24 protein-coding genes are annotated in these 26,186 nt (G+C 49.8%); all 24 read right to left on the reverse strand.

Annotated elements, in window-relative coordinates:
- Window positions 1-6: 6 nt before the first annotated feature.
- Window positions 7-885, reverse strand: coding sequence for a CPBP family intramembrane glutamic endopeptidase (locus tag P22_RS02925; RefSeq protein ID WP_054258711.1), 879 nt, complete (start codon window positions 883-885; stop codon window positions 7-9).
- A 194-nt stretch (window positions 886-1,079) separates the two neighbouring features.
- On the reverse strand, window positions 1,080-1,736 hold the full coding sequence (locus P22_RS02930; protein WP_054258712.1) for a hypothetical protein: 657 nt from the start codon (window positions 1,734-1,736) through the stop codon (window positions 1,080-1,082).
- A 209-nt stretch (window positions 1,737-1,945) separates the two neighbouring features.
- Window positions 1,946-3,220, reverse strand: a complete 1,275-nt coding sequence (locus P22_RS02935) for an S-layer homology domain-containing protein (protein ID WP_054258713.1) — start codon at window positions 3,218-3,220, stop codon at window positions 1,946-1,948.
- 523 nt (window positions 3,221-3,743) lie between these two features.
- Window positions 3,744-5,021 (reverse strand): S-layer homology domain-containing protein, encoded by a 1,278-nt coding sequence (locus P22_RS02945; protein WP_054258808.1) that lies wholly within the window; start codon window positions 5,019-5,021, stop codon window positions 3,744-3,746.
- Window positions 5,022-5,333: 312 nt separating this feature from the next.
- Window positions 5,334-5,741, reverse strand: coding sequence for a RuvC family protein (locus P22_RS02950; RefSeq protein WP_054258715.1), 408 nt, complete (start codon window positions 5,739-5,741; stop codon window positions 5,334-5,336).
- Between the two features lie 117 nt (window positions 5,742-5,858).
- Window positions 5,859-6,977 (reverse strand): S-layer homology domain-containing protein, encoded by a 1,119-nt coding sequence (locus P22_RS02955; RefSeq protein WP_054258716.1) that lies wholly within the window; start codon window positions 6,975-6,977, stop codon window positions 5,859-5,861.
- Window positions 6,978-7,353: 376 nt separating this feature from the next.
- Window positions 7,354-8,610 carry a DUF3084 domain-containing protein gene (locus P22_RS02960; RefSeq protein WP_054258717.1) on the reverse strand — a complete coding sequence of 419 codons (1,257 nt, stop codon included), beginning with the start codon at window positions 8,608-8,610 and terminating at the stop codon, window positions 7,354-7,356.
- A gap of 45 nt (window positions 8,611-8,655) precedes the next feature.
- Window positions 8,656-9,744 carry an LPS export ABC transporter permease LptG gene (gene lptG, locus P22_RS02965; protein ID WP_054258718.1) on the reverse strand — a complete coding sequence of 363 codons (1,089 nt, stop codon included), beginning with the start codon at window positions 9,742-9,744 and terminating at the stop codon, window positions 8,656-8,658.
- A gap of 278 nt (window positions 9,745-10,022) precedes the next feature.
- Window positions 10,023-10,742 (reverse strand): LPS export ABC transporter ATP-binding protein, encoded by a 720-nt coding sequence (lptB, locus tag P22_RS02970; protein ID WP_054258719.1) that lies wholly within the window; start codon window positions 10,740-10,742, stop codon window positions 10,023-10,025.
- 25 nt (window positions 10,743-10,767) lie between these two features.
- Window positions 10,768-11,490 carry an LptA/OstA family protein gene (locus P22_RS02975; RefSeq protein ID WP_235814533.1) on the reverse strand — a complete coding sequence of 241 codons (723 nt, stop codon included), beginning with the start codon at window positions 11,488-11,490 and terminating at the stop codon, window positions 10,768-10,770.
- Window positions 11,487-12,041, reverse strand: a complete 555-nt coding sequence (gene lptC, locus P22_RS02980) for an LPS export ABC transporter periplasmic protein LptC (protein WP_054258720.1) — start codon at window positions 12,039-12,041, stop codon at window positions 11,487-11,489. The genes P22_RS02975 and lptC overlap by 4 nt, the downstream gene beginning before the upstream one ends.
- The gene (locus tag P22_RS02985; protein ID WP_069972741.1) at window positions 12,038-12,997 is read right to left on the reverse strand and encodes a lysophospholipid acyltransferase family protein; all 960 of its coding nucleotides are present in this window, start codon (window positions 12,995-12,997) and stop codon (window positions 12,038-12,040) included. The genes lptC and P22_RS02985 overlap by 4 nt, the downstream gene beginning before the upstream one ends.
- A 37-nt stretch (window positions 12,998-13,034) precedes the next feature.
- On the reverse strand, window positions 13,035-13,580 hold the full coding sequence (locus P22_RS02990; protein ID WP_054258721.1) for a KdsC family phosphatase: 546 nt from the start codon (window positions 13,578-13,580) through the stop codon (window positions 13,035-13,037).
- On the reverse strand, window positions 13,580-14,551 hold the full coding sequence (locus tag P22_RS02995) for a KpsF/GutQ family sugar-phosphate isomerase (RefSeq protein ID WP_054258722.1): 972 nt from the start codon (window positions 14,549-14,551) through the stop codon (window positions 13,580-13,582). The genes P22_RS02990 and P22_RS02995 overlap by 1 nt, the downstream gene beginning before the upstream one ends.
- A 60-nt stretch (window positions 14,552-14,611) precedes the next feature.
- Complete coding sequence (gene kdsA, locus P22_RS03000) at window positions 14,612-15,442, reverse strand: 3-deoxy-8-phosphooctulonate synthase (protein WP_054258723.1); 831 nt, start codon at window positions 15,440-15,442, stop codon at window positions 14,612-14,614.
- A gap of 16 nt (window positions 15,443-15,458) precedes the next feature.
- On the reverse strand, window positions 15,459-16,190 hold the full coding sequence (gene kdsB / locus P22_RS03005) for a 3-deoxy-manno-octulosonate cytidylyltransferase (RefSeq protein WP_054258724.1): 732 nt from the start codon (window positions 16,188-16,190) through the stop codon (window positions 15,459-15,461).
- Window positions 16,191-16,205: 15 nt separating this feature from the next.
- The gene (gene lpxK, locus P22_RS03010; protein WP_054258725.1) at window positions 16,206-18,728 is read right to left on the reverse strand and encodes a tetraacyldisaccharide 4'-kinase; all 2,523 of its coding nucleotides are present in this window, start codon (window positions 18,726-18,728) and stop codon (window positions 16,206-16,208) included.
- Between the two features lie 34 nt (window positions 18,729-18,762).
- Window positions 18,763-20,517 (reverse strand): lipid A export permease/ATP-binding protein MsbA, encoded by a 1,755-nt coding sequence (msbA, locus tag P22_RS03015; RefSeq protein WP_054258726.1) that lies wholly within the window; start codon window positions 20,515-20,517, stop codon window positions 18,763-18,765.
- Window positions 20,514-21,665, reverse strand: coding sequence for a lipid-A-disaccharide synthase (gene lpxB / locus P22_RS03020; protein WP_054258727.1), 1,152 nt, complete (start codon window positions 21,663-21,665; stop codon window positions 20,514-20,516). Before lpxB ends, msbA begins: the two co-directional genes overlap by 4 nt.
- A gap of 283 nt (window positions 21,666-21,948) precedes the next feature.
- Window positions 21,949-22,752, reverse strand: a complete 804-nt coding sequence (locus P22_RS03025) for an LpxI family protein (protein ID WP_054258728.1) — start codon at window positions 22,750-22,752, stop codon at window positions 21,949-21,951.
- Window positions 22,753-22,766: 14 nt separating this feature from the next.
- On the reverse strand, window positions 22,767-23,588 hold the full coding sequence (gene lpxA, locus P22_RS03030; protein WP_054258729.1) for an acyl-ACP--UDP-N-acetylglucosamine O-acyltransferase: 822 nt from the start codon (window positions 23,586-23,588) through the stop codon (window positions 22,767-22,769).
- Window positions 23,589-23,819: 231 nt separating this feature from the next.
- Window positions 23,820-24,248: a 3-hydroxyacyl-ACP dehydratase FabZ gene (fabZ, locus tag P22_RS03035; RefSeq protein WP_054258730.1), complete on the reverse strand. Its 429-nt coding sequence runs from the start codon at window positions 24,246-24,248 to the stop codon at window positions 23,820-23,822.
- Window positions 24,249-24,413: 165 nt separating this feature from the next.
- On the reverse strand, window positions 24,414-25,256 hold the full coding sequence (gene lpxC / locus P22_RS03040) for a UDP-3-O-acyl-N-acetylglucosamine deacetylase (protein ID WP_054258731.1): 843 nt from the start codon (window positions 25,254-25,256) through the stop codon (window positions 24,414-24,416).
- A 156-nt stretch (window positions 25,257-25,412) separates the two neighbouring features.
- A complete protein-coding gene (locus tag P22_RS03045; protein ID WP_054258732.1) occupies window positions 25,413-26,186 on the reverse strand; it encodes an amino acid ABC transporter ATP-binding protein in 774 nt (257 codons plus the stop codon).

Below are 26,186 nucleotides of genomic sequence, written 5' to 3' on the forward strand. Positions count from 1 at the left end.
TACAAACTATTTGATAATCCGATATGTATATCGGGACCGATTTTTAATAAAATACAGCAAAAATAGCGCTGTCAGTATAGCCAAAATCAAATAGGGGACGTTGGCACCTGTAACACTGAGAATATCCACGTTGGAATATGGCGTAGCCGGTACGGCTACCTTCCGCCCAATCCGTGACGCAAATACTATGCCGGCATGTATGCCAATGGGAACATACAGGCTTCCCGAATGTTCATAGCCATAGATAAGAAGCAGCCCCAACGTGGTAATGAGCAAAAACATGCCCACAGAATCAAGGGTCAGAAACTCCAATGACATGGCTTCCCTTATGATGCTTTCCTGTCCCCCGGCCCAGCGTAACAGCCACTTGAAGCTAATCCAGTGCAAACTGCCGAAAAAAGCTGCCGCCATAATGGCCGCCGGAAATTTCCTGCGAAAATCCTGCCAAAACGCTTTATAGACAATCCCGCGAAAAAATACTTCTTCAAGAAAAGCAACGGTAAGTGCCCCCACCAGATACCATAACACATTACGAAAAAAACGGTCATCAATAAAACGGCCCCACTCCATGATTCCGTCTCCGGAAAGCCATTTTGCTATGTAATATACTATAACGGCCGCACAGCCGGCTGCAAAACTATATACGAGCAGTTTTATGCGCTGCCGGTTTATGCTGCCAAGCTGCATGGAGGGCAGCTCCATGCGCGGATATAAATACCATACCAGCAAAGCAACTACCAACATGACCACACGTGATAATACGTCATCCGTATCGGTATGGGCTAATGTCGGGAAATAAGCAAGCAGTATCGGATATATCCAGGTAAATGGCCAAGCAACAGTAAGCAGCGATCCAAACACAATCAATAGCAAAAAAAATCCCAATACAGCCCCTCCTTATTGACTATATAGTCCATTTTACCATAAACCTCGCAAAAATGTGAAGTAATTCACCAATTTTTTGGATTACTGTTTGAATGCAAAGTCTGATAAGCAAAGAAGCAACAGAACCGTCCCCATTGGCAATGAAAAAACTAACCAAGCATGCCTCTGAGGGTACTTGGTTAGTGCTACCGATCTTAAAATGGACTATGTAAGGGTTGCCAGTCGTATAGTTTACCTTCCAAGGCCCGTTTGGCATTGTAGGCGGAAAAGCGTTCGATGGTAAACTCTTTGATATAGGTATCGCCGTTGATCATGTCAGGGTGATTGATAAATTTCCCCTCATTTTGCACATTGAAAGCAAGCAGCGTAAAATAACTGCCTTTTTGTTTTGCGTTCTCCTTAACAATTACGCCTAAGCTTACCGGCGATTGTGGTTCGAAGAAATTATTGGTAATTTCTCTTTTCGATGTAAAGCTTTGTGCTTCTGCAGAAGTTGCCAGTTCATAGGCTTCCGGGAAATACGTTTTCAGATCCTTTATTTTTATGGCATAGTTAAAACTAAAATGCTGAATTTGGACATACGCACCGGGCTTATTGTTTTCGTACATGACCGACATGCGTACCGGGAGATCTTGCGAAACAAAAGAATATAGATAAGTCGGCTCCTTGGAGTATTTATGCCCTTCCTTATCCCACTCTTCCCTCGTCCAGTGATTTTTGCTCTCATCAATGACCGTGCTGTATTCGCCGTATTTAGCGGCAATGATCGCTTGCGTATCATTCAGATTGGCGTAAGCAGCACCACTCAATAGCGTGGTTGCCAGGGCAAAACATAGCCATATTTTTTTCAAAGTTATCCCCCCATGACTTATTTTTAAAGATAAATTGAAACCAAGTGCCATAAATATTACTTTGGTATAATTCTCCTTTCGCTGACTAAACCCCTTCAAAGAAGAATAATTTATTTGAAAATACAAAGAAAGAGATGAAAAAGATCCATTCTCATTTTATGACACAAAAAGACCGCTAACATAAGCTAGCGGTCTTTTGCAGTTTAATCTTAGAAGAAGAATTCAACCTGAGTTTGGAAGAATTTGGATTTTTCACTACCAGCGCCATCAGTGGTCGGTTTCAAGTTTACATACTGTACTTTCCACAAAGCGTTTTCGATTGGAGCATAACCGAAACCAACTTCAAAGCCTTTTGCACCATTTGCTTGATCATTAAAAGCATATGCACCATCAAAAGTTGTTTTAGGTGCAGCATATTGTTCTAAATGACGGTAGTTAACCCAAGCACCGAAGGAACCTACATTTTTAGCGCTAGCGCCTTTATAGCTTACTTGAGTAAACCAGGCAGTATCGTCGTCGTTAGCATCGGATTGACCATAAGAAGCTTGTAACCCAAAGTTTTTACCAAGCTTAGTATCAAAGCCAGCTTCCCATACTTTTACGGAATCATCGCCAAAATCAGTTTCTACATAGTCGCTACCTTTGTTGTCCTTAAATTGATAGTAACCAGCATTGATATTAGACTTATCAGATAGTGCATAAGTTACATCAGCACCCATAACTTGGAGCCTATTTACCGTACCGTAAGAACTCCAAATATCATCATTATTATCTTTACCATAGAAAACATTAGCTTTTACTTTGTCGCCGCCAAAGGCTAAGTTAGCGCCATTCAGTGTGCTATCAATCATCAGACCATAGCCTTTGAAATAGTCAAATTTACCGGCAGTAAGAGTAGCACCACCAATAGGACCCTGTACATATACATTGTCCATGGTAACACTATCTTCTCCACCATTGCCATTCAATCTGTTTTCTGCCTGTAAACGACCATAGTAGGACCATTCGTCATTAATTTTGCCGTTTACATGCAAACGAGTACGAAGTTTCAAGCTGTTACGATCAGCAGCAGGATCAGCGACTTCATCCCAATTATTGTATCTCAGACGAGCTTCACCAGTGATGTTTACGCTGTCAGCAGCAGCTTTCTTTTCCAAAGCGCCAACTCTTACGCCAAGGTTGTCAAGTTCTGCGGAATATTCAGCAGCCAGTTTTTCGATTAAAGCTTTTTGTTCGGCATTGGCTTTGTCTTCTTTAGCCAAAGCTTTTGCTACGATAGTAGCCATTTCATAACGGGTGATGGTTTTGTCACCTTTGAAAGTGCCGTCGCCATAACCGTCAACGATGCCATCAGCAGCCAATTTGGATACTGCATCATAGGACCAGTGTTTTGCAGGAACGTCTACGAACGGGTTAGCAGCAAATGCAGTGCCAGCAACGCTGAACGCAAATGCAAGAGCTAAAGCGAGTAATCTTTTTTTCATTCTTTTTCTCTCCTTAGGTTTGTTTTTTGTTTTATACATGAGCACTCCCCAAGGAAAGGAAACAGTAGTGAGTTTCCACGTTGCCTCAATCATATTTCCTTTTCAAAGAGCTTTGCTCACATCTATCACTTACTTCGAGAACTGCTTTGCGGGTACCTAAGGTTGCACCTCCTTTCTTCCCATTCAGCCCTCTTCAGTGAGAGATCCATTTATATCAAGTATAAGAAAATAGCAAGTAAAAATTTCCTACGTATGTAGTATATTCTGCTTTAGCAAAATAATTCCTGCCTGATTGTTAAATTTTTCTGCTGTTTTTTTAATAATTTTTAATGTCGTGTTAACAGGATTTTCAACTGTTCTCATTATATTCCAAGCCATCAGACCTGTCAAGGGAATATCTGTAAGCAGTATTGAAAAATACAGAAACCACTGTGGATGCCTACTACTCAATACATTCGGCATCCCTTTAGATAACAAAAAACCGCCGGCAGCATTTGCCGGCGATTCCAAGTAATGAAGTTGTTTAGAAAAAGAACTCGACCTGAGTTTGGAAGAATTTTGTTTTATAGTCCGATCCGTCCACAGTCGGTTTCAGATCGACATATTTCGTTTTCCAGAGAGTGTTTGCCACCGGTACATAGCCAAAACCGATTTCATAGCCTTTACCACCTTTTGCCTGACTGTCATTGGCATAAGCACCGTCAAAGGTAGTCTTAGGTGCTACGTTGGCTTCAAAATGACGGTAGTTGACCCAGGCACCGAAAGATCCGGCCTTTTTCTTGTCGGCTTTTTTGTAATCCAATTGCGCAAAATAGGCTTTATCCTCGTCATCCGCATTGGAAGATCCATAAGCGGCAGTAAGCACCAGATTATCTACCAGCTTGGTATCAAAGCCAACTTCCCACAGTTTACCGGAATCGTCCGTACCGGTTGCAAAAACCGCTTCATCATGATTGCTTTTAAAGTTATAGTAACCGGCATTAATATTGCTGTTGGGGCTTAAAGCATAGCTGGATGTAACTCCGTACATTTCCAGTTTTTCAAGACTTTCACTACGTCCAAATAGTTTATTATTATTGTCTTTTCCATAGAATAAATTCGTTTTTAACTTATCGCCAAAAGCAAAATTCACCCCATTGAGCGTGCTATCGATAAGCATGGCGTAATTGGGTTTATAATCAAACCGGCCGAAAGTGACCGTGCCATTAAATAAAGGTCCCTGAACATAAACGTTATCCATGCTGAGCGATTTCTCTTCTTTGCCGTCGCTGCCGTTACGCAGGTCATTTTCAGATGCCAGTCGTCCGGTATAGGTCCACTCATCGTTGATTTTACCGGTTGCATACAAACGGGTACGCAATACGTTGCTTGTTTTGTTTTCTTTGGCGGGGTCATCAAAATCAAAGGTTTTAAAACGAAGCCGTGCTTCGCCTTTAAAGTTGATGCTGTCGGCAGCCGCTTTCTTTTCCAGCTTGCTCACGCGCACGCCTAAGTTATCCAGTTCCTCGGAGTACTCGGCCGCCAGTTTTTCGATCAGGGCTTTCTGCTGGGCGTCAGCCTTGTCTTCTTTGGCCATGGCTTTTGCCACAATGGTTGCCATTTCATAACGGGTGATGGTTTTGTCGCCCTTGAAGGTGCCGTCGCCGTAGCCGTCAATAATGCCGTCGGCAGCCAGTTTGGATACCGCATCATAGGACCAGTGTTTTGCCGGAACGTCGACAAACGGATTGGCGGCCAAAGCCGTGCCGCCTACGCCCAGCGCTACCGTCAGCGCCAGGGTTACTGCCAGTTTCTTCTTCATGTTCATTTTCGCATCTCTCCTTATGTATGTTTTAAACCCTTTGAGAGAAGAACGGGCAGCAAAGTATCCAGGTTTCCTTTACCATGTTTCTTCCCTCCGGCCTGCTCCTATTCCGCGTATGCAAGGACCGGTTCCGTCCATGCCCGCGATAAGAACGAAGCCGGAACGGATTCTCATCCATTCCGGCTTCAGCATACCATAAGTATTTTCCCTAATCCAGCAAGTTAACCAACTCTTAATCTACTGTTAACTTTACCCTCGTTATGTAAAAATTTCCTAACAAAAACCCCACTTCCGGTTAAGGTACTAGTCTTACATCCCTAAAAACCGTTCGGCCAGAATAACGGCCACATAGTCATCCACCGGCACGGGCGGCACCTGCATGGTTACCGGGATCAGCCGTTTCCAGCCGCGGGGCGGATGTTCCTGCCAGTACCGCTTCCTGGCAGCGTCACTGGAGCGATGCTCATCGACGGCAAGGATATCCGGCTTATTGCCGTTGACGGTGATTTCCGCCAGCCGTTTCCGGGCGCTGCGGGACGAGGTCCGGTCACCTACGATCACCCGGTTCAGTTGGTGCTCAGCGATAAGACGTTCTACCGTTCCGGCCAGTTCCGGTGTCGGCACAACCGCCTTATACAAAATTCCCTTTTGTTTATGTACTACAGCCACCCCGCATTTTTCGCTTCCCGGGTCCACAGCTACCACACAATCCTTCAAACCCCACACCCCTTAGGTTAGACTTACATAGTATATTCTGCCAAAAGCAACCAATACCTGCTGTTTACCCGGAAAAGGAAAAGACGCCCCAGCGGGGCGCCTTTCCGGTTCAGGATATTAGAATTTTACGCTAACAGTAGCAGCGGTACGGTGTGCCATGTTGTCAAAGTCTTGGTATTTAACATTCAGGTTCACGTTTTTATCAAGATCTTTGTCGTATTGGTATTCCATGCCTTTAATAGCACCGGTAGCATCGAAATCGACCAAACCTTCGTTAAGAGTGGAGTAGCTGGTGAAAGCACCGGCTTCAGCATCTCTATAGGTTGCGCTTAAGCCCAGCTTGTTCAGTTTGATGCCATAGGCTTTAGCGTCTGCACCTGTGGTATCGTTTTTCACATATTCGACGTTAGCCGATACGTTTTTCCCTACACCAAATTCTGCGTTAGCACCATATTGTTTTTCGTCAGTGGTATCATTTTTCAGGAAGTCGGCAGTCAATTTGGTACCCAGAATTTCAGTGCCATATTCAGCGGCATATACACGGTCGTCTTCTTTGGTGTTACCGGCAAATACGGTTAAACCACCTACTTGGGAAGCAATACCATTTAAGGTTCCATCCATGATGGCGCCTGAACCCAGGAAGATGTCCTGACGGCCAATGGTATTATCCAGGCCGATCGCATGGAAGCCGACATTAGCGGTATCCAGGGCAATGCTGGTAGAAGAATTGTCTTCTTTGGCATTAATGTTGCCGGTAGTCAGACGGGCATTGAATTTTATGTTGTCATTGATCTTACCGTCAACACCGAAACGGGCACGGTAGTCAAGTCCGCTCACACCATCTTGCACGTCTCCGTAACGGACACGGGCATCACCGGAAAGCTTAGTCATGTCTTCCATTTTGTTTTCCAGAGTTTCCACTCTCACACCCAAAGTATTCAATTCACTGGCAAATTCCTGAGACAATTGATCAACAGTTGCTTGTTGATCGGCATTCAGATTTTTGTTCATCGCTTTAGCAACGATTTGGGCCATTTCATAACGGGTCATAGTCTTGTCACCTTTGAAGGTGCCGTCGCCATAGCCTTCAACAACACCGGCCTCTGCCAATTTGTTTACGGCATCATAAGCCCAGTGTTTTGCCGGAACGTCGGCAAACGGGTTCGCAAAGGCAGGAACTGCGAAAGCTACTGTCAATGCTGCAGCAATAGCTGCTTGTAAGAGTCTCTTTTTCATCTGAGAAATCCCCCTAAATATGTTTGTTACGCGGGTGTTGCCACCGGCTTTCCATTCATAACCCGAACGGGAGGAGGATGTTGATGAGTATCCACGTTTCCTCACGGTCCTGCCTCACTTCCGGCTTATTCCTGTTATTGCCCCTGCCGCTTCCGCAGGTTTTATAGTTTACATAATTCTACGTTTCTTTTCGTTATCCTGCTTGATATTCAGGTGTAAATTTTACCATAAATCCCTTATTATCAAGCATAGACTGATCAGTCACGCAGACTGCAAACCATAAATACATTTTACATAATGTATTTATAAATCATTATTTCGCCACATAAAAAAAGAATCCTGCTTATATAGCAGGATTCCCGGCAGGTATATTATGTTAATTAACTGCCCGTACCCGGATATCAATCTTAAGTGGCCCCATACTGGAGATATCGGTAGTAGCCACCGCCGTCATTTCGATTTTACCGGAGCTGTATTTTTTTACTTTGTTAACGGTATCGTAGAACTGAGCCCCGCTGATGGAACCCACCGTTCCCTGCAGCGGATCGGCCAAAATTCCTTGCTTAGTCGCCGCGGCATTTACCTGTTGCAGGAAGTGCAGCACCAGTTCCTCGGTTCCTTTTCCCTCTTCTTCCGGAGCCGTGAAGACCTGGCTGTACACTACGGCACCGCTATCGTACAAGTGGCGGTTGGGGAAAGTATCAATGCTGGCAATAATCGGCTCTCCATATACCGTATTACCGGTAGAAATAATGCGTACTACAACGGTCTGTTTGTCGGCAACAATGGTGTCTACGGCATGATCAAAGTCCTTCTGGGCAACCCAGAGCAGACTAACGTTTTTCCCGGATAGCCCCAGCCTGCTTTTCAGCATTTCATCGGTATTATACATGATACCGCGCAGGTTGTTCTCAATGCTGGCCCGGTCGGCATTGCCGGAAACCATGGCCGTAGCCAGCACTTCGCCGTTCTGGAAGAGAATGGATCCCTCCCTGACCATCTGAAGCCCTTCTTTCAGGTTGCCGGTAAGCTCGTTGAGGCGGTCTACATCATGTTGCAGGGTGGTTTTCGCCTCATTAAGCGAAGTGATGCGGGTATCCAGTTCCTTTTTGGTCGCCTCCAGTTCACGGATTTCCTGGGCCGCTTTGGTCAGATCGCCTTTAGCCGCAGCATAATCAGCCTGTACCTTCGCCAGTGAGGCTGCCGCCCGGTCGCGTTCGGCAGTGACACTGGCCAGTTCGCCGGTGATGGCGGCCAACTGCGCCGTAGTCTCTTTAATCTTGGCGGTCAATCCGCTGTACTCCCGGGTTTTAGCCTCCAGCTCAGCCCGGCTGGCTTCCAGTTCCTGATTTTTGTTCGCCACATCAGCGGATAAGGCGGTCAGTCTTGCCTTTAACTCCTCCATGCCGAATAAGGCCGTACGCACATCGCGGGATACCAGGCTAAGCACGCCGAGGGTGGAGGAAACAATGAGAATGCCGGTAATAATGGTTACCAAAATGGAAGTATGCTTGGGGCGCAGGCCGAATATTGTCAGCTTGCGCTTCCCTACCTTTGTTCCCAACCGGTCGCCAATATAAGCAATCGCCCCTCCGGTAACCGCTAATACGGCAATCAGCACAATACCGTACATACTGCTTCCTCCTTCCCTCTGCACTGCTCTACTGTTATACCGTCATTACCTTGAAGCCCTGCGCACCAGATAAATGCCGGCAGCCAAGGCGATCAGGTTCGGCAGCCAGGCACTGAACAGCGGCGGCAGCGCTCCGCCCTGGCCAAGTGCACCGGATATCGTCATGATAATGTAATAGATAAAGATAATGATGATGCTGATTCCCAGTCCGATCGAGGAACTGGAACGGTTTGGCTGCAACCCCAGCGGTGTGCCGACCAGCGCAAAAATAAAGCTGGCCATGGGTATGGAAAACCGCTGATGCATTTCCACTTCATATACACTGGTGTTTACATATTCCCTCTTTAATGCTTTGATGTTTTGCCTCAATTCCCGGATGGTCATTTCGTCCGGTTTTTTCTGCTCCTGGGAAATGGCCTTCGGTGTTTTGTCCACAGGCATCAGCTGCTGGTTAAAACGCATGGTTCTCTCCACATTGCCCTCAGCGCTAAGATCATTGATGACTCCATTATACATGATCCAGCGTCCGTCTTTCCACTCTGCTTTTTCCGCACTTTCTACGCGGACCATCCGGCCATTGTCAAATTCCTGCATGGAAATTCCCTGCATGCTTTTGCTATTTTCATCATAACGGCGGGCATAAGTTAACCGCTCAATGGTATCTCCCTTAAGATCCTTGATAATGATATGCTCCTGCGACTTAGGGGTTGTGTTTTTCATAATTTCATTTTGGATGATCTGATTATAAGCCACTGTCGACTGCGGAACCACCAGTTCGTTAAAAGCCACCGAAAATAGGCTGACTCCCAGCGCAACCACCAGTACCGGCGCCGACAAACGGAAGAAGCTGATACCACCTGAACGCATGGCCGTAACCTCGCTGGCTCCGGATAAGCGTCCAAAAGCCAGCAGGGACGCCAGCAGCATGGACATGGGAAAGGTGAGAACCACGATCGACGGCAGGCTGTAAAAAAACAGCTTGGTCACCGACAGCAGCGATGCACCGTATTTGGTCACATACTGGGCAATACGGAACAGCGTGCTTGTCCCGATAAAAATACTGGAAAACGAGGCGACACCAAAAAGGAAGGGTCCCAGTAGTTCTTTAATAATATATTTGTCGAGTATCTTCATGCAGTTCTCCTTTTGTCTGTCCGCACCGGCAGCGAATCACTAATATAATATAAACCGCAGAGTACGCAGAGAGCGCAGAGTGTCTTTATTTTTTATAAAATTCTCTGTGTCCTCTGCGTGCTCTGCGGTTCAAACTCTTAATCTATTCTTAGCCTTTATCGTAAGGAAGGCATCTGCTTAACGAAAGACGTGGTATTATCTTCATAATACCACGTTGCCTGTCCGTTTACTCTTCTATTATACCATACCTTTGGCCAAACGCGTCTGGCAATGTGTTCCTAAAGGGCAAATTTTTCACCTAAATAGAATTTTTTAGCAATTTCGCTCGAAGCTATGGTATCCCTGTCACCGGCCACCAGAATCCGGCCTTCGTTGAGAATGTAGGCATGATCGACTATGCTCAGCGTTTCGCGCACATTATGATCGGTAATGAGAATGCCGATGCCGCGTTCCTTCAGATAACTGATGATGGCCTGAATATCGGCTACCGCAATCGGGTCAACCCCGGCAAAAGGCTCGTCCAGCAAAATAAACTTAGGGTCCTTGGCCAGACAGCGGGCAATCTCCACCCGGCGGCGCTCACCGCCGGAAAGTTCCGATCCCTTGCGCTGCCGGACATGAGCAATATGAAACTCCTCCAGCAAACTCTCCATTTTGTCCCGGCGTTCTCCAGCCTTTTGATCCGTCGTCTCCAAAATAGCCAAAATATTTTCTTCTACCGTCAATTTGCGGAAAATGGAGGCTTCCTGCGGCAAATACCCCACACCATGGCGGGAGCGGCGATACATGGGCATCGCCGTAATATCCTCGCCGTTAAGGATAATCCGCCCCGCATTGGGCTGCTCCAGCCCGACAATCATATAAAAGGTGGTCGTTTTGCCGGCGCCGTTCGGCCCCAGCAGGCCGACAATTTCGCCCTGGCTGACTTTGACCGTAACCCCGTCGACTACATTGCGTCCTTTATAGGTTTTCACAAGGTTCGTCGTTTCCATATACATGCCTTGTATATCCTCATTTCCTGGTTTATTGCGGTGTCACGACCAGCCGCGGACGACCCGTGGCTGACATGGCCTTGTCACCCATAGTAATGGTAAGTGTGCTGCCGGTCAGCACATTGCCCTCCTGCACCGCCCGGGCATTGCCGGTCAATACGGCCTTGCTATCCTCGCCGCCGTAATATACGGCATGATCGGACGTTGCATCCAGCTTGCGCGCCTCGCTGACAATATGCACATTGCCTTTCCCTACCGCACGGTTTTCCTTAATAAAGGCTTCCAGATAGTCTGCGGTCATTGTGCCGTCAGGCGTGGTTAGTGTACCACCCGCCGGCACAACGGCGTAATCCTTATCGGAATAATAATCCACGCTGTCACCGGTCAGGCGGCTGTCCTCCTTGGTCAGCACGACATTGCCGCCGGAAGCCACCAGATGATTGTCGCCATAGGACCACACCTCCGGTGCGGTAAGTGTGGCCGTGTCTTTGACCACATGTACGCCGCCGGTGATATGGCCCTCCTTGGTCTTGGTGTTATATTCGGCCCGCTGACCGGTCATCACGGCGTTTTCCTGGATAAATTTAACCCCGCCGCTGGCCTCCATAAGCCCGGTCGTGGAATTGTATTCAATGGTATCGGCTTCCATCTCCACCGGCTTTTGCGGCGCCGCATCCGTCTGCAGCACCGCGCCGGAGAGTAAAAGCACTGTTACAGCGGTTACGATACCCTGTTGTAGGCGATATGGTTTCACGGTGCCACTCCTCCCTGCTGTATGCGGGCATTGCCCGATACTTTTATTTTTTCCAGATTGACATCACTGTCCAGTTGATCACCGGTAAGCACGGTGTCATCACGGGTCACCCTGACACCGCCCGACCCGTGGTAACGCTGTTCCGCCGCCAGCCAGTCCACGCGGGCCGCAGTGAAGGTTGCCCCATCATCGGCAACGGCCTTTACCTCGGTTTCAATGCGCACATCGCGGGTCTTGCCGTCCATCCAGCCCTGCTTGGCGGTCACTATGATTTTGCCGCCGTCCCTTTGATAAAAAGTACCCTGCAGGTTTTTCAGCGTAACATTTTTCGTTTCCGGGTCAATTTCTATCGTCTCGGCAGACAGTTCCCATAACCGTTTGCCGTCATGTTCCTCCACAATGGAACTGCCGGAATACGACAGTTGATTTCGTTCGCTGCCGGCCTCGGCCGCCGGCTCCTGGGAAGCAGGCGGCGCGCTTAGCAGATAGTAGATGCCTCCCGCCAGCAGCAGGGCGACACAGGCTGCCACGGCAACTATTTTTTTGTTCAAGCCTGTTCACCCGCTCCCTTGTCTTTATTATCGTCAGCGTTATCCTTGGTTGCCGCAATCTCACGCCCGTCCAGACTCTCGTCGTCAGGCTTTGTATTCCAGCGCTTTTGAAACCACAGCCACTCGTCCGGATAGCTTCGGATAAATGTTTCCAGATGGTTGGTCATGGTCACGGTAAGGCGCCGGATATCTTCACTCTCATTACCGGTATCTTCATAATAAAACGGTTTATGGATGATCAGGCGATGTCCGCCCTCTTTCTTCCTCACAATATAACACGGCACCACCGGCGCTTTAAAGCGTCTGGCAAAAACCGCCGGTCCGATAGGCGTCGAAGCCGGTTTGCCAAAAAAATCAACAAAAATTCCGCTTTTACCGGCATCCTGGTCGGCCAGGAAACCCAGTCCCTTGCCCTTTTTCATGGCCTTGGCCGCAGCCACCAGTTCGGTTGTACCGCGGGCAAAAATTTCTATGCCGACCATCTCGCGGTATTCGTTCAAAAGCCGGGTGTGCTGATCATTCGGCTGCCGCTTAATGACACTGGTGATAGGCAGACCGGACAAAGCCAGTCCGGCGCCCAGCCACTCCCAGTTGCCGACATGGGCGGTCAAAATGACCACTCCACGCCTTTCAGCCAGCGCTTCTTTAAAATAATGCATATTTTCAATGCTGACATATCGCTGAAAGTTTTGCGGTGTAAGCGCCGGCGTATACATAATCTCCAAAAAGGTCTGTCCGATTTTGGTGAATAAGCTTTTGATAATGGTTTCACTTTCGGCTGCCGATAACGACATGCCTTCCATAATCTGGGCAATCGCCCTGTTGCGCTGGCGCCCGGCCAGCCGGTAATACAATTTTCCCAGCCATTTCCCTGCCTGTAAGACAAAGGTGTACGGCAGCGACGAAATCATACGGCTCATTGTCTTTAAGGTATGATATTGCCAATTTGATACCACGCACCGCACCTCCGTTTCCCTCTGAGTCGCTTTGCTGCTACTGCGTCATAACTTCATTGCCTGTCGCCACGTACGTGGCGACAAGGGCTTCCCATTTGCCTTGTGCTTTTAAAATCATCTCGATAATTTCCCGCACTGCGCCCTGGCCGCCGGAATGCGTGGCCACATAGTGCGCCCGTTTCTTCACTTCCGCCACGGCATTGGCCGGTGCACAGCCGAGCCCTACCCTGGTCAGTACCGGCAAATCATTAATATCATCACCCACATAGGCGATTTCCTGCAAGTCCAGTTTGTGCTTGTCTGCCAGAGCTGTCAGCGCCTCCGCCTTGTCGGCGGCCCCCTGATATACATCCTGTATTTTTAATTCTTCGCCGCGCCAGCTCACCATAGGGCTTTGGCGTGCCGTAATGATCGCCGTCCTGAGCCCGGCCTTATGCGCCAGGGAGATTCCCAGTCCGTCATGGCAATAGAACACCTTCATGACTTCCCCTTCCGGCCCTACCGGAAGGGTCCCGTCGGTAAGTACACCATCCACATCAAAAATCAGTAATTTGATATGGGCTGCCCGTGACCTATAATCCATTATACCACTCCTTGGCGTAATAAGTCAGTAAGGTGAATAATACCAATTGCCCGGGCCTGTCCATCCACTACCGGCAGTACGGTAATCGGACGCGGCTGATTTTTTTCCATGATATGCAGCGCCTGTGCCGCCAGTTTGTCCGCCGTAATGGTGCGCGGAGTTCTCGTCATCAGCTCTTCTACCGGCTTATCCAGAAATTCATGCCCCTTTTCCAGCCCGCGGCGGATATCACCGTCGGTTATAATTCCCAGCAGTTTCCCGGAGCCGTCCACTACTGAAGTGGCGCCAAGCCCCTTGTCGGTAATGACAAACAAGGCTTCTTTCACTGTTTTATCCGGAGCGACCACCGGGTTGTCCTCCCCTTGGTGCATAACGTTTTCCACCGTCAACAGCAGCTTCCGCCCCAGAGCGCCGCCAGGATGATAAAGGGCAAAATCTTCCGGTGTAAACTTGCGGGCGGACAACAGGGCTACCGCCAGGGCATCGCCCATCGCCAGGGTGGCGGTCGTACTGGCCGTCGGTGCTAACCCCAACGGGCAGGCTTCTTTTTCCACACTGACATCAATAAAGAGGTCGGCGGCATTGCCCAGGGTGGATTTTTCCCGGCCGCTCATGGCAATCAGGGAAGCACCGATGCGTTTAATGGCCGGTAAAATATTGATGATTTCCTGTGATTCACCGCTGCTGGAAATACCGATGACAATATCCTCCGCTGTAACCATGCCCAAATCACCGTGGATGCCCTCCGCCGGGTGCAGGTAAAAGGCCGGTGTACCGGTGCTGGCCAGTGTTGCCGCCATTTTCCGGCCGATAATCCCGGATTTGCCCATACCGGTGATCACAATCCGTCCCCGGCAGGCTAGAATTTTATCCACAGCGGCCATAAACCGGTCGTCAATGCGCGGAATCAAATTTTCCACAGCCGCAGCTTCGATGGCTAACACCTTTTTGGCTTCTTCCTGAATATTCATGCTGATACCTCCTGATAAGTTAGGATAAAAGCTTGTCTCTGCGGTTTATCTTTATATTTTTTAATGGCACTTATGCCGTTTAACAATATTGTCGATGGCAATGACGTCTTTTAACAGGTCTTCCAGCTGATCGACGTACAGCATGTTGGGTCCGTCGGACAGTGCTTCCTCGGGATTATCGTGGATTTCCATAAATAATACGTCAATACCGGTGGCAACCGCCGCACGGGTAAGGTAGGGCACGAACTCCCGCTGTCCGCCGGAGGAAGTACCGGCGCCGCCCGGCAGCTGCACGCAATGCGTGGCGTCGAAAACCACCGGGTACCCCATAGCCCGCATCATCGGCAGCGAGCGCATATCGGCTACCAGATTGTTATAGCCAAAGCTGGCGCCCCGTTCGGTCAGCAGGATATTTTCGTTGCCGGCTTCCCTTATCTTATTGATGACATTCTTCATATCGTTCGGGGCCAGAAACTGGCCTTTTTTTACATTAATTACCTTGCCGGTCAGGGCCGCTTCATGCAGCAAATCGGTCTGGCGGCTTAAAAAAGCCGGAATTTGCAGAATATCCAGCACCTCGGCGGCGGCTTCAATCTGGTTTACGCAATGAATATCGCTCAGCACCGGTACATTCAGTTCGTTCTTAATATGCTTCAAAATCTTAAGGCCTTCCTCCAGGCCCGGCCCGCGGAAAGAGCTGTGGGAAGAACGGTTGGCCTTATCAAAGGATGCCTTAAAGACATAGGGCACCCCCAGATGCCCGGCGATGGCTTTAATGGAGCGGCCAATTTTCAGCGTGCGCTCCGGATCTTCGATCACACAGGGTCCGGCAATTAAAGCAATTGGATTTTGTCCGCCAACAGTGATTGGTCCGATTTTAACAATATTCATCGATTAAGATGCCTCCTTATTTTTCCCGTTGCAGGATATGTCTGACTTTTTCCAAATCTTCCGGCGTATCCACTCCTACCGGACGGAACGAGGTCTCCAGTACCTTGATGCGGTAACCGTGTTCCAAAGCCCGGAGCTGCTCCAGCGATTCCGCCCGTTCCAGAGGCGTGGGCGGCAGTTTGGCATAATGCAGCAAAAAATCGCGCCGGTAGGCATAGATGCCGATATGCTTATATACCTTGTAGCCTTCATGCTTTACCCGCGGATACGGCAGCAGCGAACGTGAAAAGTACAGCGCATAGCCGTCCAGCCCGGTGATCACCTTAACGGCATTGAGATTATCATACTCATCCGCTGCCGCTTCCGTCATCAAAGTCGCCATGACCAGGCCGGAATCGCCGGTAAAAGCCGCGGCCAGCTGATCGATTACTTCCGGTGCAATCAGCGGTTCGTCGCCCTGTACATTAATGATGACGTCCACCGCCGGAAAAGCCGACGCCACTTCGGCCAGCCGGTCGGTTCCGGTGGGATGATCGGGCGATGTCATCATAACCTTGCCGCCGAAACGGTTCACGGCTTCCACTACCAGCCGGCTGTCGGCGGCAACCAGCACTTCCGACGGGGAAACAGCCCGGCTGGCCCGTTCATAAACATGCTGAATCATCGGTTTGCCGGCAATATCGGCCAGCGGTTTGCCCGGCAGACGTGTGGAAGCATAACGAGCCGGAATTACACATAATATATTCACTTGCTAACCCCCTCATTAATCGGTAACCGTCTCTCCCTGCACAAAGGCAGGAGTAGTTTGCTGATCAGCCACCCGGTTAATTAACTCCATCATTTCCGGGTAGCCCTCGGTAAACCTTAGTTCAATATCCAGCATATATATTGGTAAGGGACGCTGGGAATGAATAAATTCGGCCGGAATTTTCACGGCATCTTTTCCGGTGGTGATCACGGCATATACGCCATTTTCCACAGCCCGCTGCATGACCTGCTGCATTTCCACCATAGTATAGCTGTGATGATCGGGATAACGGGCGGAATACACCACTTCGGCCCCAATATCCACAATCGTTTGTTCAAAGGAAGAGGGATTGCCGATAGCCGACAGGGCCATGACCTTTTTCCCCCGGACGGTTTCCAGCGGCTCCATGTTTTTATAAACATCGCCCTTATACCATTCCTCCACTTCGATAAAGCAGCGCGGACTATGAAGGCTTTCCACCACCAGGGCATGGGGGTTATAGTGCCGGACAACGTCGCGAATACTGCTCCGGGCATCTTCGGTGGACTGATCGGCCTTGGTCAGCAGGATAGCCTGTGCCCGGTCCAGATTTTCCAGCGGCTCACGCAATGTACCGCGCGGAAGCAGAAAATTATTCCCAAAAACATTAATGGTGTCAATAAGTACAATATCCAGATCACGCTCTAACTGCCAGTGTTGATAGCCGTCATCCATAATGATCACTTCGGCCTGAAAATGCTGAACGGCATAATTACCGGTTATGGCCCGGTCTTTACCGATTAATACCGGTACTCCCGGTAAATTCTTGGCCAGCAGAAAAGCCTCATCACCGGCTTCAGCTGCCGACATATAGATCTTGCTGCCGTCGGACACCAGCCCGATTTTCCCCTTATATTGAGCCCGGTAACCCCGGTTCAGGATAACCACCCGGTGTCCCGAATCCCGGATGATGGCCGCCAGACGTTGTGCCGTCGGTGTTTTGCCGGTTCCCCCCACCGTAATATTGCCCAGACTGATCACCTGGCATGGCAGTTTATGGCGTTTTAACAGATTATAGCGGTATAAGGCCAGTTTGACGTCAACACCCAGGCCATATATGAAGGAAAGAAACCGCAGCACGGAGAGCAGCACGTCTGCCAAGGGGCCCTGTTTTTCGCCATGAATTAACTTATAAAAATAGCTATAGAGATAGAGTTGCGATGTTTCACGCGAAAAGGCAGCGGCCTTGCCGGTCTCTTTCTTTTTCCGGGCGTCCTCCAGCAAATCCCGCAAATGCAGGGCACTTTTGCGGGCCGCTCCCTGATTTTCTTCAATAATCGCCAGCGACCGGCGCGACATATCCTCCCGCAGCCCCTCGTCCTTAAGCAGTTGCAGCATGCTCTGCTGCAGTTCTTCGGCATTTTTGACGGTAACACAGGCTTCCCGTTCGGAGAACAAGGCATAGGTGTCTTTAAAGTTAAACATATGCGGCCCGGTGAGAATGGGTTTGCCGTGCGCTGCCGGTTCTAAAATATTGTGCCCTCCGCGCGGAACCAGACTGCCGCCCACATACACGATATCACCGATGCCGTATATTTTACCCAATTCGCCAATAGTGTCCACCAGGACGACATCATGGCCGATGCCGGGCTGCTCCTTAAGGACGGTGCGCTGCGCCGCCTGCAGCCCGTATTGGACAGCCAGGTCGATAATTTCCTGAGTCCGTATGGTATCACGGGGAGCAATGATCAGTTTGGCAGCCGGAAACTCCTCCCGTATTCCGGCAAAAGCGGTAAAGAGCGGTTCTTCTTCTCCTCTATGCGTGCTGCCGGCAACGACAATGGGCGAACTGCCGGCAAGGCCCATCTCCCGGAAAAGTTTCTCCTTCTCTTCGGCGCTGACTGCGGTATAAGTCTGATCATATTTGGTATTGCCGGTGATAATAACCCGTGCCGGATTGGCACCTAACCGGATAATATAGTCGGCATCCACTGCCGACTGCATGCAGAACCGTCCCACCGTCCCCATCATATCCCGCAGTATTCCCAGCAAATAACGGTACCGGACGACGCTCTTATCGCTAATGCGGCCATTAGCCATCATAACCGGAATTTGATTTTCCCGCATGGTCTTTAAAAACTCAGGCCACAATTCGGTTTCCACCGGAACAAATACCTTCGGCTGGATTCTCGTTACCACCGACCGGCTGATCCAGGGTAAATCCAGCGGGAAATAGATAATAGCCGTCGCATCTTTGACAATTCGTCTGGCCATCTCATAGCCGCTGGAAGTTACCACCGAAACCAGAATCGGCGAATCCGGCATCTCCCGGTGGAACTCCTTGACAATGGGGCTGGCGGCCACAATTTCCCCTACTGAAGCCGCATGCACCCAGATGCAGTCCTTATGCGCCACCTTATTAATTTCTTCGCTTGGCAAAATGCCCATACTTTGACGCAGCCGCTCCCCAAACCCTTTTTCCCTGACAGTCCGGAAAATAAAAACCGGAGTAGCAGCCAAAACGAGCAATAAGCCAAGTATATTATACAAAAAATGCATAGATTAACCTCTTTCCCATAAAGTGGCGGCCCTATTACTTACGTTGTACCGCAGCCGCGTTGCCGGGATTGCCGGAAAACTGCACCTGGTGCAGCTTATGGTAAACCCCGTTTAATGCCAGCAGTTCGTCATGCGTTCCCCGTTCCACAATCCGGCCTTTCTCCAGGACCAGAATCATATCGGCCCGTTTAATGGTGGACAGGCGGTGGGCGATCACAAAGGAAGTACGCCCCGCCATCAGTTTGTCCAGGGCTTCCTGAACCAGCTTTTCACTTTCCGTATCCAAAGCCGAAGTGGCTTCATCTAAAATCAGCACCCGGGGATTTTTCAAAATAGCCCGGGCAATGGCAATGCGCTGGCGCTGTCCGCCGGACAGCTTCGAACCGCGTTCCCCGATCTGCGTATCATATTCTTCCGGCATCTGGCTGATAAAATGATGCGCGTTAGCCGCCTTGGCAGCGGCAACTACTTCTTCCTCGCAAGCATCCAGCCGGCCGTACAGAATATTTTCATAAACCGTACCGTTAAACAACACGGTTTCCTGCGGCACAATGCCAATTTGTTCCCGCAGGGAGTCCAGGGTTACTGTCTTAATATCGATGCCGTCGATGCTAATGTAGCCGGAACCGGGATCATAAAACCGCGGAATCAGGTTGGCCACCGTGGTTTTGCCGGCACCGCTGGGGCCGACAATGGCCACCATCTGCCCCGGTTTAGCTTGCAGCGATACCTCCTGCAGGACCGGTTCACCGGTTTTATAAGAAAAATTGACCTGGTGAAACTCCACTTCGCCCTGAATCCGCGGCATGGACACCGCATCCGGCATGTCTTTAATGTCCGGTTCGGTGTCCAGCACGGCAAAGATGCGCTGAGCGGCTGCCAGCGACCTTTGCACGCCGCCGTATACCCGGCTGAGACGTTTAATCGGGTTGGACAGATTGACGGCGTAAATCAAAAAGGCAACTAATGATCCGGCTGTTAGATGGTCATTGATGACTTCCCAGCCGCCATACCAGATAATCAGGGTAACAGCGACGGCGGCCAAAAATTCAATAATGGGTGTTAACAGTGCCATTAACTGCGCTGTTTTCATCTGGGCCCGGAAGTTTTTATAATTTTGTTTATCAAAGCGGTCTATTTCATGTTCTTCACGTACAAAAGACTTAATCACCCTCGCGGCGGAAAGTGTCTCCTGCAGAATGGAGGTGATATCCGCGGCCCGTTCCTGCATTACATGACTGGCTTTTCTCAGTTTTTTTCCGAATATATTAATAGTCTGCGCCACCAGCGGCACAGTGACAATGGTAAGCAATGCCAGTTTCCAGTGAATATAAAACATAGCTCCCAGTGAACCAATCAGCGTCATGCCTTCCGTAACGCCCTCAATGACATTATCCACTAAGGCATTTTGCAGGGCAGCCACATCATTGGTGATATAGCTCATCAGCGTACCCGTCTGCCGCTTTTCGTAATATGACAAAGGCAGACGCTGCATATGACGGTAGACAGCCCCCCGGATATCAATGATCACCTTCTGGCCGATATAAGCCATCAGGTAGGTTTGACCGTAAAAGAAAATTCCCCTTAAAACAAACACTACCACAATCCCGCCGGCAATGATATTCAGCATGGTCATGTCTTTTTCAGCCAGCACTTTATCAATAACGTCCTGCATAATCCAGGGTATATACAAATTGGTGCCGGCAGCAAACATAATACAGAAAACGGCCAGGATCAGCCGGGGAATATAGGGACGGATGAAGTTGAGCAAGCGTATATAGGTATTCATGAATGTCCTCCAGCATGGGTATGGGCAACCTGCAAAATGAGTTCGGCCGTTCTTTGCACGGCTCCGCTATCACCTAATTTTCTGCGCATATCCGTCAAATCCTGCAACATTCGCCCGCGAACACCGTCATCCTGCAAAATAGCCAAGGCCCGCTCGGCAGTCTTTGCCTCATTGGCATCTCCCTGCAGCAGTTCCGGCACAATCTCCCGGCCGGCAATAATGTTGGGCAGGCTGACATGGGGAATGCGGATTAAAAATTTCCCCAGAAAATAAGTGAGCGGTGACATTTTATAGACGACTACGGTAGGCAGTTGCATCAGCGCGGTTTCCAATATGGCCGTTCCAGACGCCGCAATTGCGATATCGGCAATATTCATCAAATCATAGGTATTTTTGTCGGTCAGGGTTACCTGAATGCCGGCATGGTTTATTTTATCCTGCAACATTTCCCGGGAAATTGTCGTAGCCACCGGCAGGAAAAATTGACAGCCGGGCAGCTCTTCGCTAATTTTTTCCCCGGCAGACAACATGATGTCGGTCAGTTGCTCCACTTCCTGCTTTCTGCTGCCGGGCATAAATAATACCAGCGGGCGCTGCGGGTCGGCTCCGAAATGGCGATACGCTTCCTCCTTGCTTAGCGACGGTTTTACAATATCCAGCAAAGGATGACCGACAAAGGTCACTCTGGCTCCCGCCTGCCGGTAGACTTCCGCCTCAAAGGGAAAAATAGCAGCCACCTGCTCGGTAATTTCGCCAATATCTTTTGCCCGGCCCTTTCGCCAAATCCAGACCTGCGGACTAATATAGTAAACAACCGGAATGCCCAGCTTTTTGGCTTCTTTCGCCAGACGCATGTTAAAATCCGGATAATCAATGACTACCAGTACATCCGGCTGTTCCGCCGCCAGCACACCGGCAAGCATATTTTTTAGCCGGAATAAGCGGGGCAGGTTTTTCACCACTTCCACCAAGCCCATGACGCTGATGTCGGCAATATCATAAAGAATATCCACACCCTCGGCCCGCATGGCCTGTCCGCCCATTCCCAGCAGCCGGATATCCGGCTGCAGTTTTTTCAGAGCCCGGACCACACTGGCCCCATGCAGGTCACCGGATGCCTCGCCAACGGAAATCATGATTTTTTGCATAAACAGTGTCCTCCGTAGTGTGCAAATACATGATTAGTATAATTCATTGATATAATAATAAACCTAAAAGATAAATGTAGACTTAATTCAGCTGGACTTTGATCCCGTCTGAAGTTTAGCCGCTCCTATCCCGGGACTTATCCTCTTACAGAGGTATAACTTCCACTTGTAGAAGCCGGGAGTCTTAAAGCGGGTAAATCACCGGCTAAAAAAGTTGCCTGCCCATACGACAAAAAGGCGCTTACGCGCCTTTGGGCTGCCTGCGGCACCCGTTTTACCAGAATTATATGGCTACAATAACCAAATTATGGCTGTTGGCCAAATCCAGCACGGCATCTCGCTCAACCAGAAGGGTTTTACCGGCTTCAATCGCCAATGCCGTTGCACCGGCCTCAATCATGGAACGGATGGTGGCTAAGCCGACGCCGGGCACATCAAAGCGCATATCCTGCCGCGGCTTGGCGGTTTTAACCACCGTAACGCCGCCGCGGCCCAACTGACCGCCGCGTTTAATACAGGCATCGGTGCCTTCAATGGCTTCAACCGCCATAACGGCACGGTTCTTGACAACCACCGTCTGTCCGATATCCAGCCCGCCGATATGTTTGGCCATAGTAAAACCGAAATCCATATCGGCCTTTTCCTGCTCCGACGGCTGACGTTTCGTCAACACGCCGGGAGCCGGCATCAGCATTCTGATCAGTGCGGTCTGATCCAAAACCCCGATTCCCTCGGCCGCCAGTTCCCTGACAAAAGCCAGCATTAAGGTATCATCCTGGTGGTTCTCCAATCCGGCCAGCAGTTTTTGCATGCGGGCATCCGGACGCTGTGTCCCGTCAAAAACAAGTTCTTTGGTAACTTTGCCGATCATAGTGGCTTCCGTAACCCCTTCGTTTTTCAGGGTGGTAATGATCCGGTCCAGTTCGCCGACGTTAATGGGATGCGTAGCAGTCGCCGCCGTGGAAAGTTCCGCATCAACCTCCGGCAGCAAGGCTATAGCAATCACGGCAAAGCCCATGCCGCGAGCGGCACGGGCAAATTCTACCGGCAATTTCCCTAGACCAGCCAATAAACCAATTTTTTTCATCAGCCATACCCTCTCTATTCCGCTGTGTCCTTGCGTCCGCGGCAGATGCCCCGTTCAGCGTTACGCAAAAAACGCATAAAATGTTCGATTTCCTCACAGGATTCCAGTTCCTGCTCCATCACGGCAATAGCCTGATCCAGGCTCAAGCCCGAACGGTACAGCAATTTATAGGCTTTCTTTAAGTTGCGGCGCGCCAGCAAACCAATTCCGGCACGCGACATGCCCACATTATTCAGGCCGGATACCTTAGCCGGATGACCGTCGACAGTTACATACGGCGGTACGTCCTGCACCACTTTGGAGGCACCTCCGATCATGGCGTTGCGGCCGATTTTCACAAACTGGTGCACTCCCGACAAGCCGCCGATAACAGCCCGGTCCTCCACCGTCACATGTCCGGCCAGCGTGGCGGCATTGGACATAATCACATTATTGCCCACAACACAGTTATGCGCCACATGAGTGTAGGCCATTAACAGACAATTGGACCCCACCCGCGTCTCCTCGTTTTCACCGGTAGCCCGGTTTACGGTGGCAAATTCACGGATTTTGGTATTATCGCCAATAAACACATAGCTTTTTTCACCGGCAAATTTTAAATCCTGCGGTTCGGTACCAATGGAGGCGCTGTGAAAAATCACGCAGTTCTTGCCAATACTTGTCCAGCCGTCAATTACCGCATGAGCCCCAATGACCGTACCGTCACCGATCAATACGTTTTCACCGATCACGGCATACGGCCCGATTTCCACATCTTTGCCTAAACGGGCTCCGGGATGAATGACTGCGGTTTCATGTATTTTACGTAATGAAATTACGACAGATTCAGGTTTCATCCTATATCAACTCCTTTAAAAATGAGTACAATGTTGTACATCGTCTGTACTGACCACTCTATACCTATAATCCGACTATGCAGTCACAGTATGGCAGTCCGTTTTAGAGCAAAAACAGTCTTTATTCAGATATTTTATCACTTATGACGATTTTTCAAACAACTTTCACCATTTTACTCATTAATACATCATGATCCATAAACAATCCGTAACAATCCGTTTGATTATACATTACCGGCTCGACAGCGCAAATAAAAACTCGCCTTCCGCTACCAGTTGATTGTCCACGAACGCTTCTGCCCATAATTTGCCCATGCTGCTGCGTACTTTCAACAATTCGGCCACCATTTGCAGCTGGTCACCGGGAACAACCGGTTTCCGGAATTTAACCCGGTCCATGCCGGCAAACAGCGCAAGCTGCCCCCGGCGGTCATCCGGGCACAGCAGGGCCACACCGCCGACCTGCGCCATCGCCTCCAGAATAAGCACACCGGGCATTACCGGTTTACCGGGAAAATGCCCCTGAAAGAAGTTCTCGTTAAAGGTTACGTTTTTAATGCCTACAGCACGCTTCATAGGCTCCAATTCAGTGATACGGTCCACCAGCAGAAACGGATAGCGGTGAGGCAGTATTTTTTGAATATCGGTCGAAGATAACATTTGTATAATCACTCCTAAACTAGAGTCTGGTAAGTAGTCCATCAATCCTGATCCTTTGGATACCAGCGGGTTATTTTCCGTATAGCTTCGTTGTCGTCAGCCGGCATACGTCCGGTATGACTCCCTCTCCGCCTTGCTATACGGAAAATTCCCGCGCCACTATCCTCACAGTTTTAGAGTTGACGGCCTACTAGCCTCCAGTATTTTCTTGGCTAACGCCGTATTTAGAGCATGGCCTGATTTCACAGCAATTACGTGTCCACGCACAATCCCGGCCAGGGACAGGTCGCCAATGACGTCCAGTATTTTATGCCGGACCAGTTCGTCGGAAAACCGCAGCGGATTGAGTGGTTTCCCGTTCTCATACACCAGGGCATTATCCATGCTGCCCCCCAGCGCCAGCCCTTGCTCCTGCAAAGATTTGATCTCATGCATAAAACCAATGGTCCGGGCCGGGGCAATTTCCCGGATAAAGGTATCCGGATTAATTTCGTAATCCCCGAATTGCACCCCCAGCTCCGGATGGGGATTTACGGAAGTAAAGCTGATACGCAGACCGTCATAAGGCAACAGGGCAATGAATTTATCCTCCACCCGTATACTATATTCCCTGTCTACCGCAATAACCCTGCGTGGCGCCGCCAGTTCAAGCCTGCCCGCCTGCTGCAGCAGGTTGACAAACGTAAGTGAACTGCCGTCACCTACCGGCGGTTCAGCGGCATCCAGCTCCACCAGGCAGTTATCCACTTCCAGCGCCGAAAAAGCAGCCAGCAGATGTTCCACGGTAAAGACCCTGGCTGCACCGCCTTCCAGCGTGGTTGCCCGCTGGGCATTGGTGACATACGACGCGCTGGCTTTCACTCCGGGTCTGTCCGGCAAGTCGGTCCGGACAAAAACAATGCCGGTCTCAGCCGTTGCCGGGTTCAGCGTCATGGTTACATTCTGCCCCGAGTGCAGGCCGATACCGGTATATGATATTTTCTGGGCAATTGTAGTTTGGTTGTGCATAACAGTTAGACCTTTCTGACATAATTAACCTTTACTTATTCTACAGAAATTTACTGTTTCCCGCAAGAGATAGCGAAATATTTTTTACTCCGGCGGAAATTTGCCCGCAAAAATAGGACATAGCGGCTGCATAGCCTGCCGCTATGTCCTCAGGCTTTAGGCAATCCGTTTTCCTGCCAGCGTTAACGCATTGGTGTTCATCTGGTACTGAATCAACTCCTTATACTTTTCGCCGATATCGGAAACCGGATGAACAAACACTTCGGATGGGATTCCCTCTTCCTTGATGCGGCCTTGATCCATCAGCACAATGCGGTCGGCTACATGCAGGGCAAAGGGAATTTCGTGGGTTACGACCAGCATGGCACTGGCACGGTATTTAGCCAGTTCTTCCATAACCACCAGCACTTCGCGTACCAGTATGGGATCGAGCGAGGCCGTCGGTTCATCCCACAGCATCAAGTCCGGCTCAAAAGCCAGGGCTCTGGCAATGCCCACGCGCTGCTGCTGACCACCCGACATTTCCCCCGATTTATGCCCGGCATGGCTCTCCATGCCTACTTTGCGCAGCGCTTCCTTCGCTTTTTCCTCCGCCGCATCCCGCGGCATGCCGCCCATAACCAGCCCCAGCATGACATTTTCCAGTGCTGTCAGGCGGCCGATCAGGTTAAATTGTTGAAATACAAAACCAATCCGCTTGCGAATCCGGCGCAGCTCATCATCATTCATGGCAACAATATCCCGGCCGGCAAACAGGATGCTGCCGCCGTCCGGTTCAATCAAACGGTTGACGGCGCGGATGGTGGTCGATTTACCGCAGCCCGACGGCCCCATCAGCACAACGGTTTCTCCGGCAGCCACTTTTATGCTGACATCTTCCACCGCCGTTACCTTGCCAAACCGTTTACAAAGATGGCTGATTTCCAACAT

The sequence above is a fragment of the Propionispora sp. 2/2-37 genome (assembly GCF_001298735.1).
Lineage (GTDB): Bacteria > Bacillota > Negativicutes > Propionisporales > Propionisporaceae > Propionispora.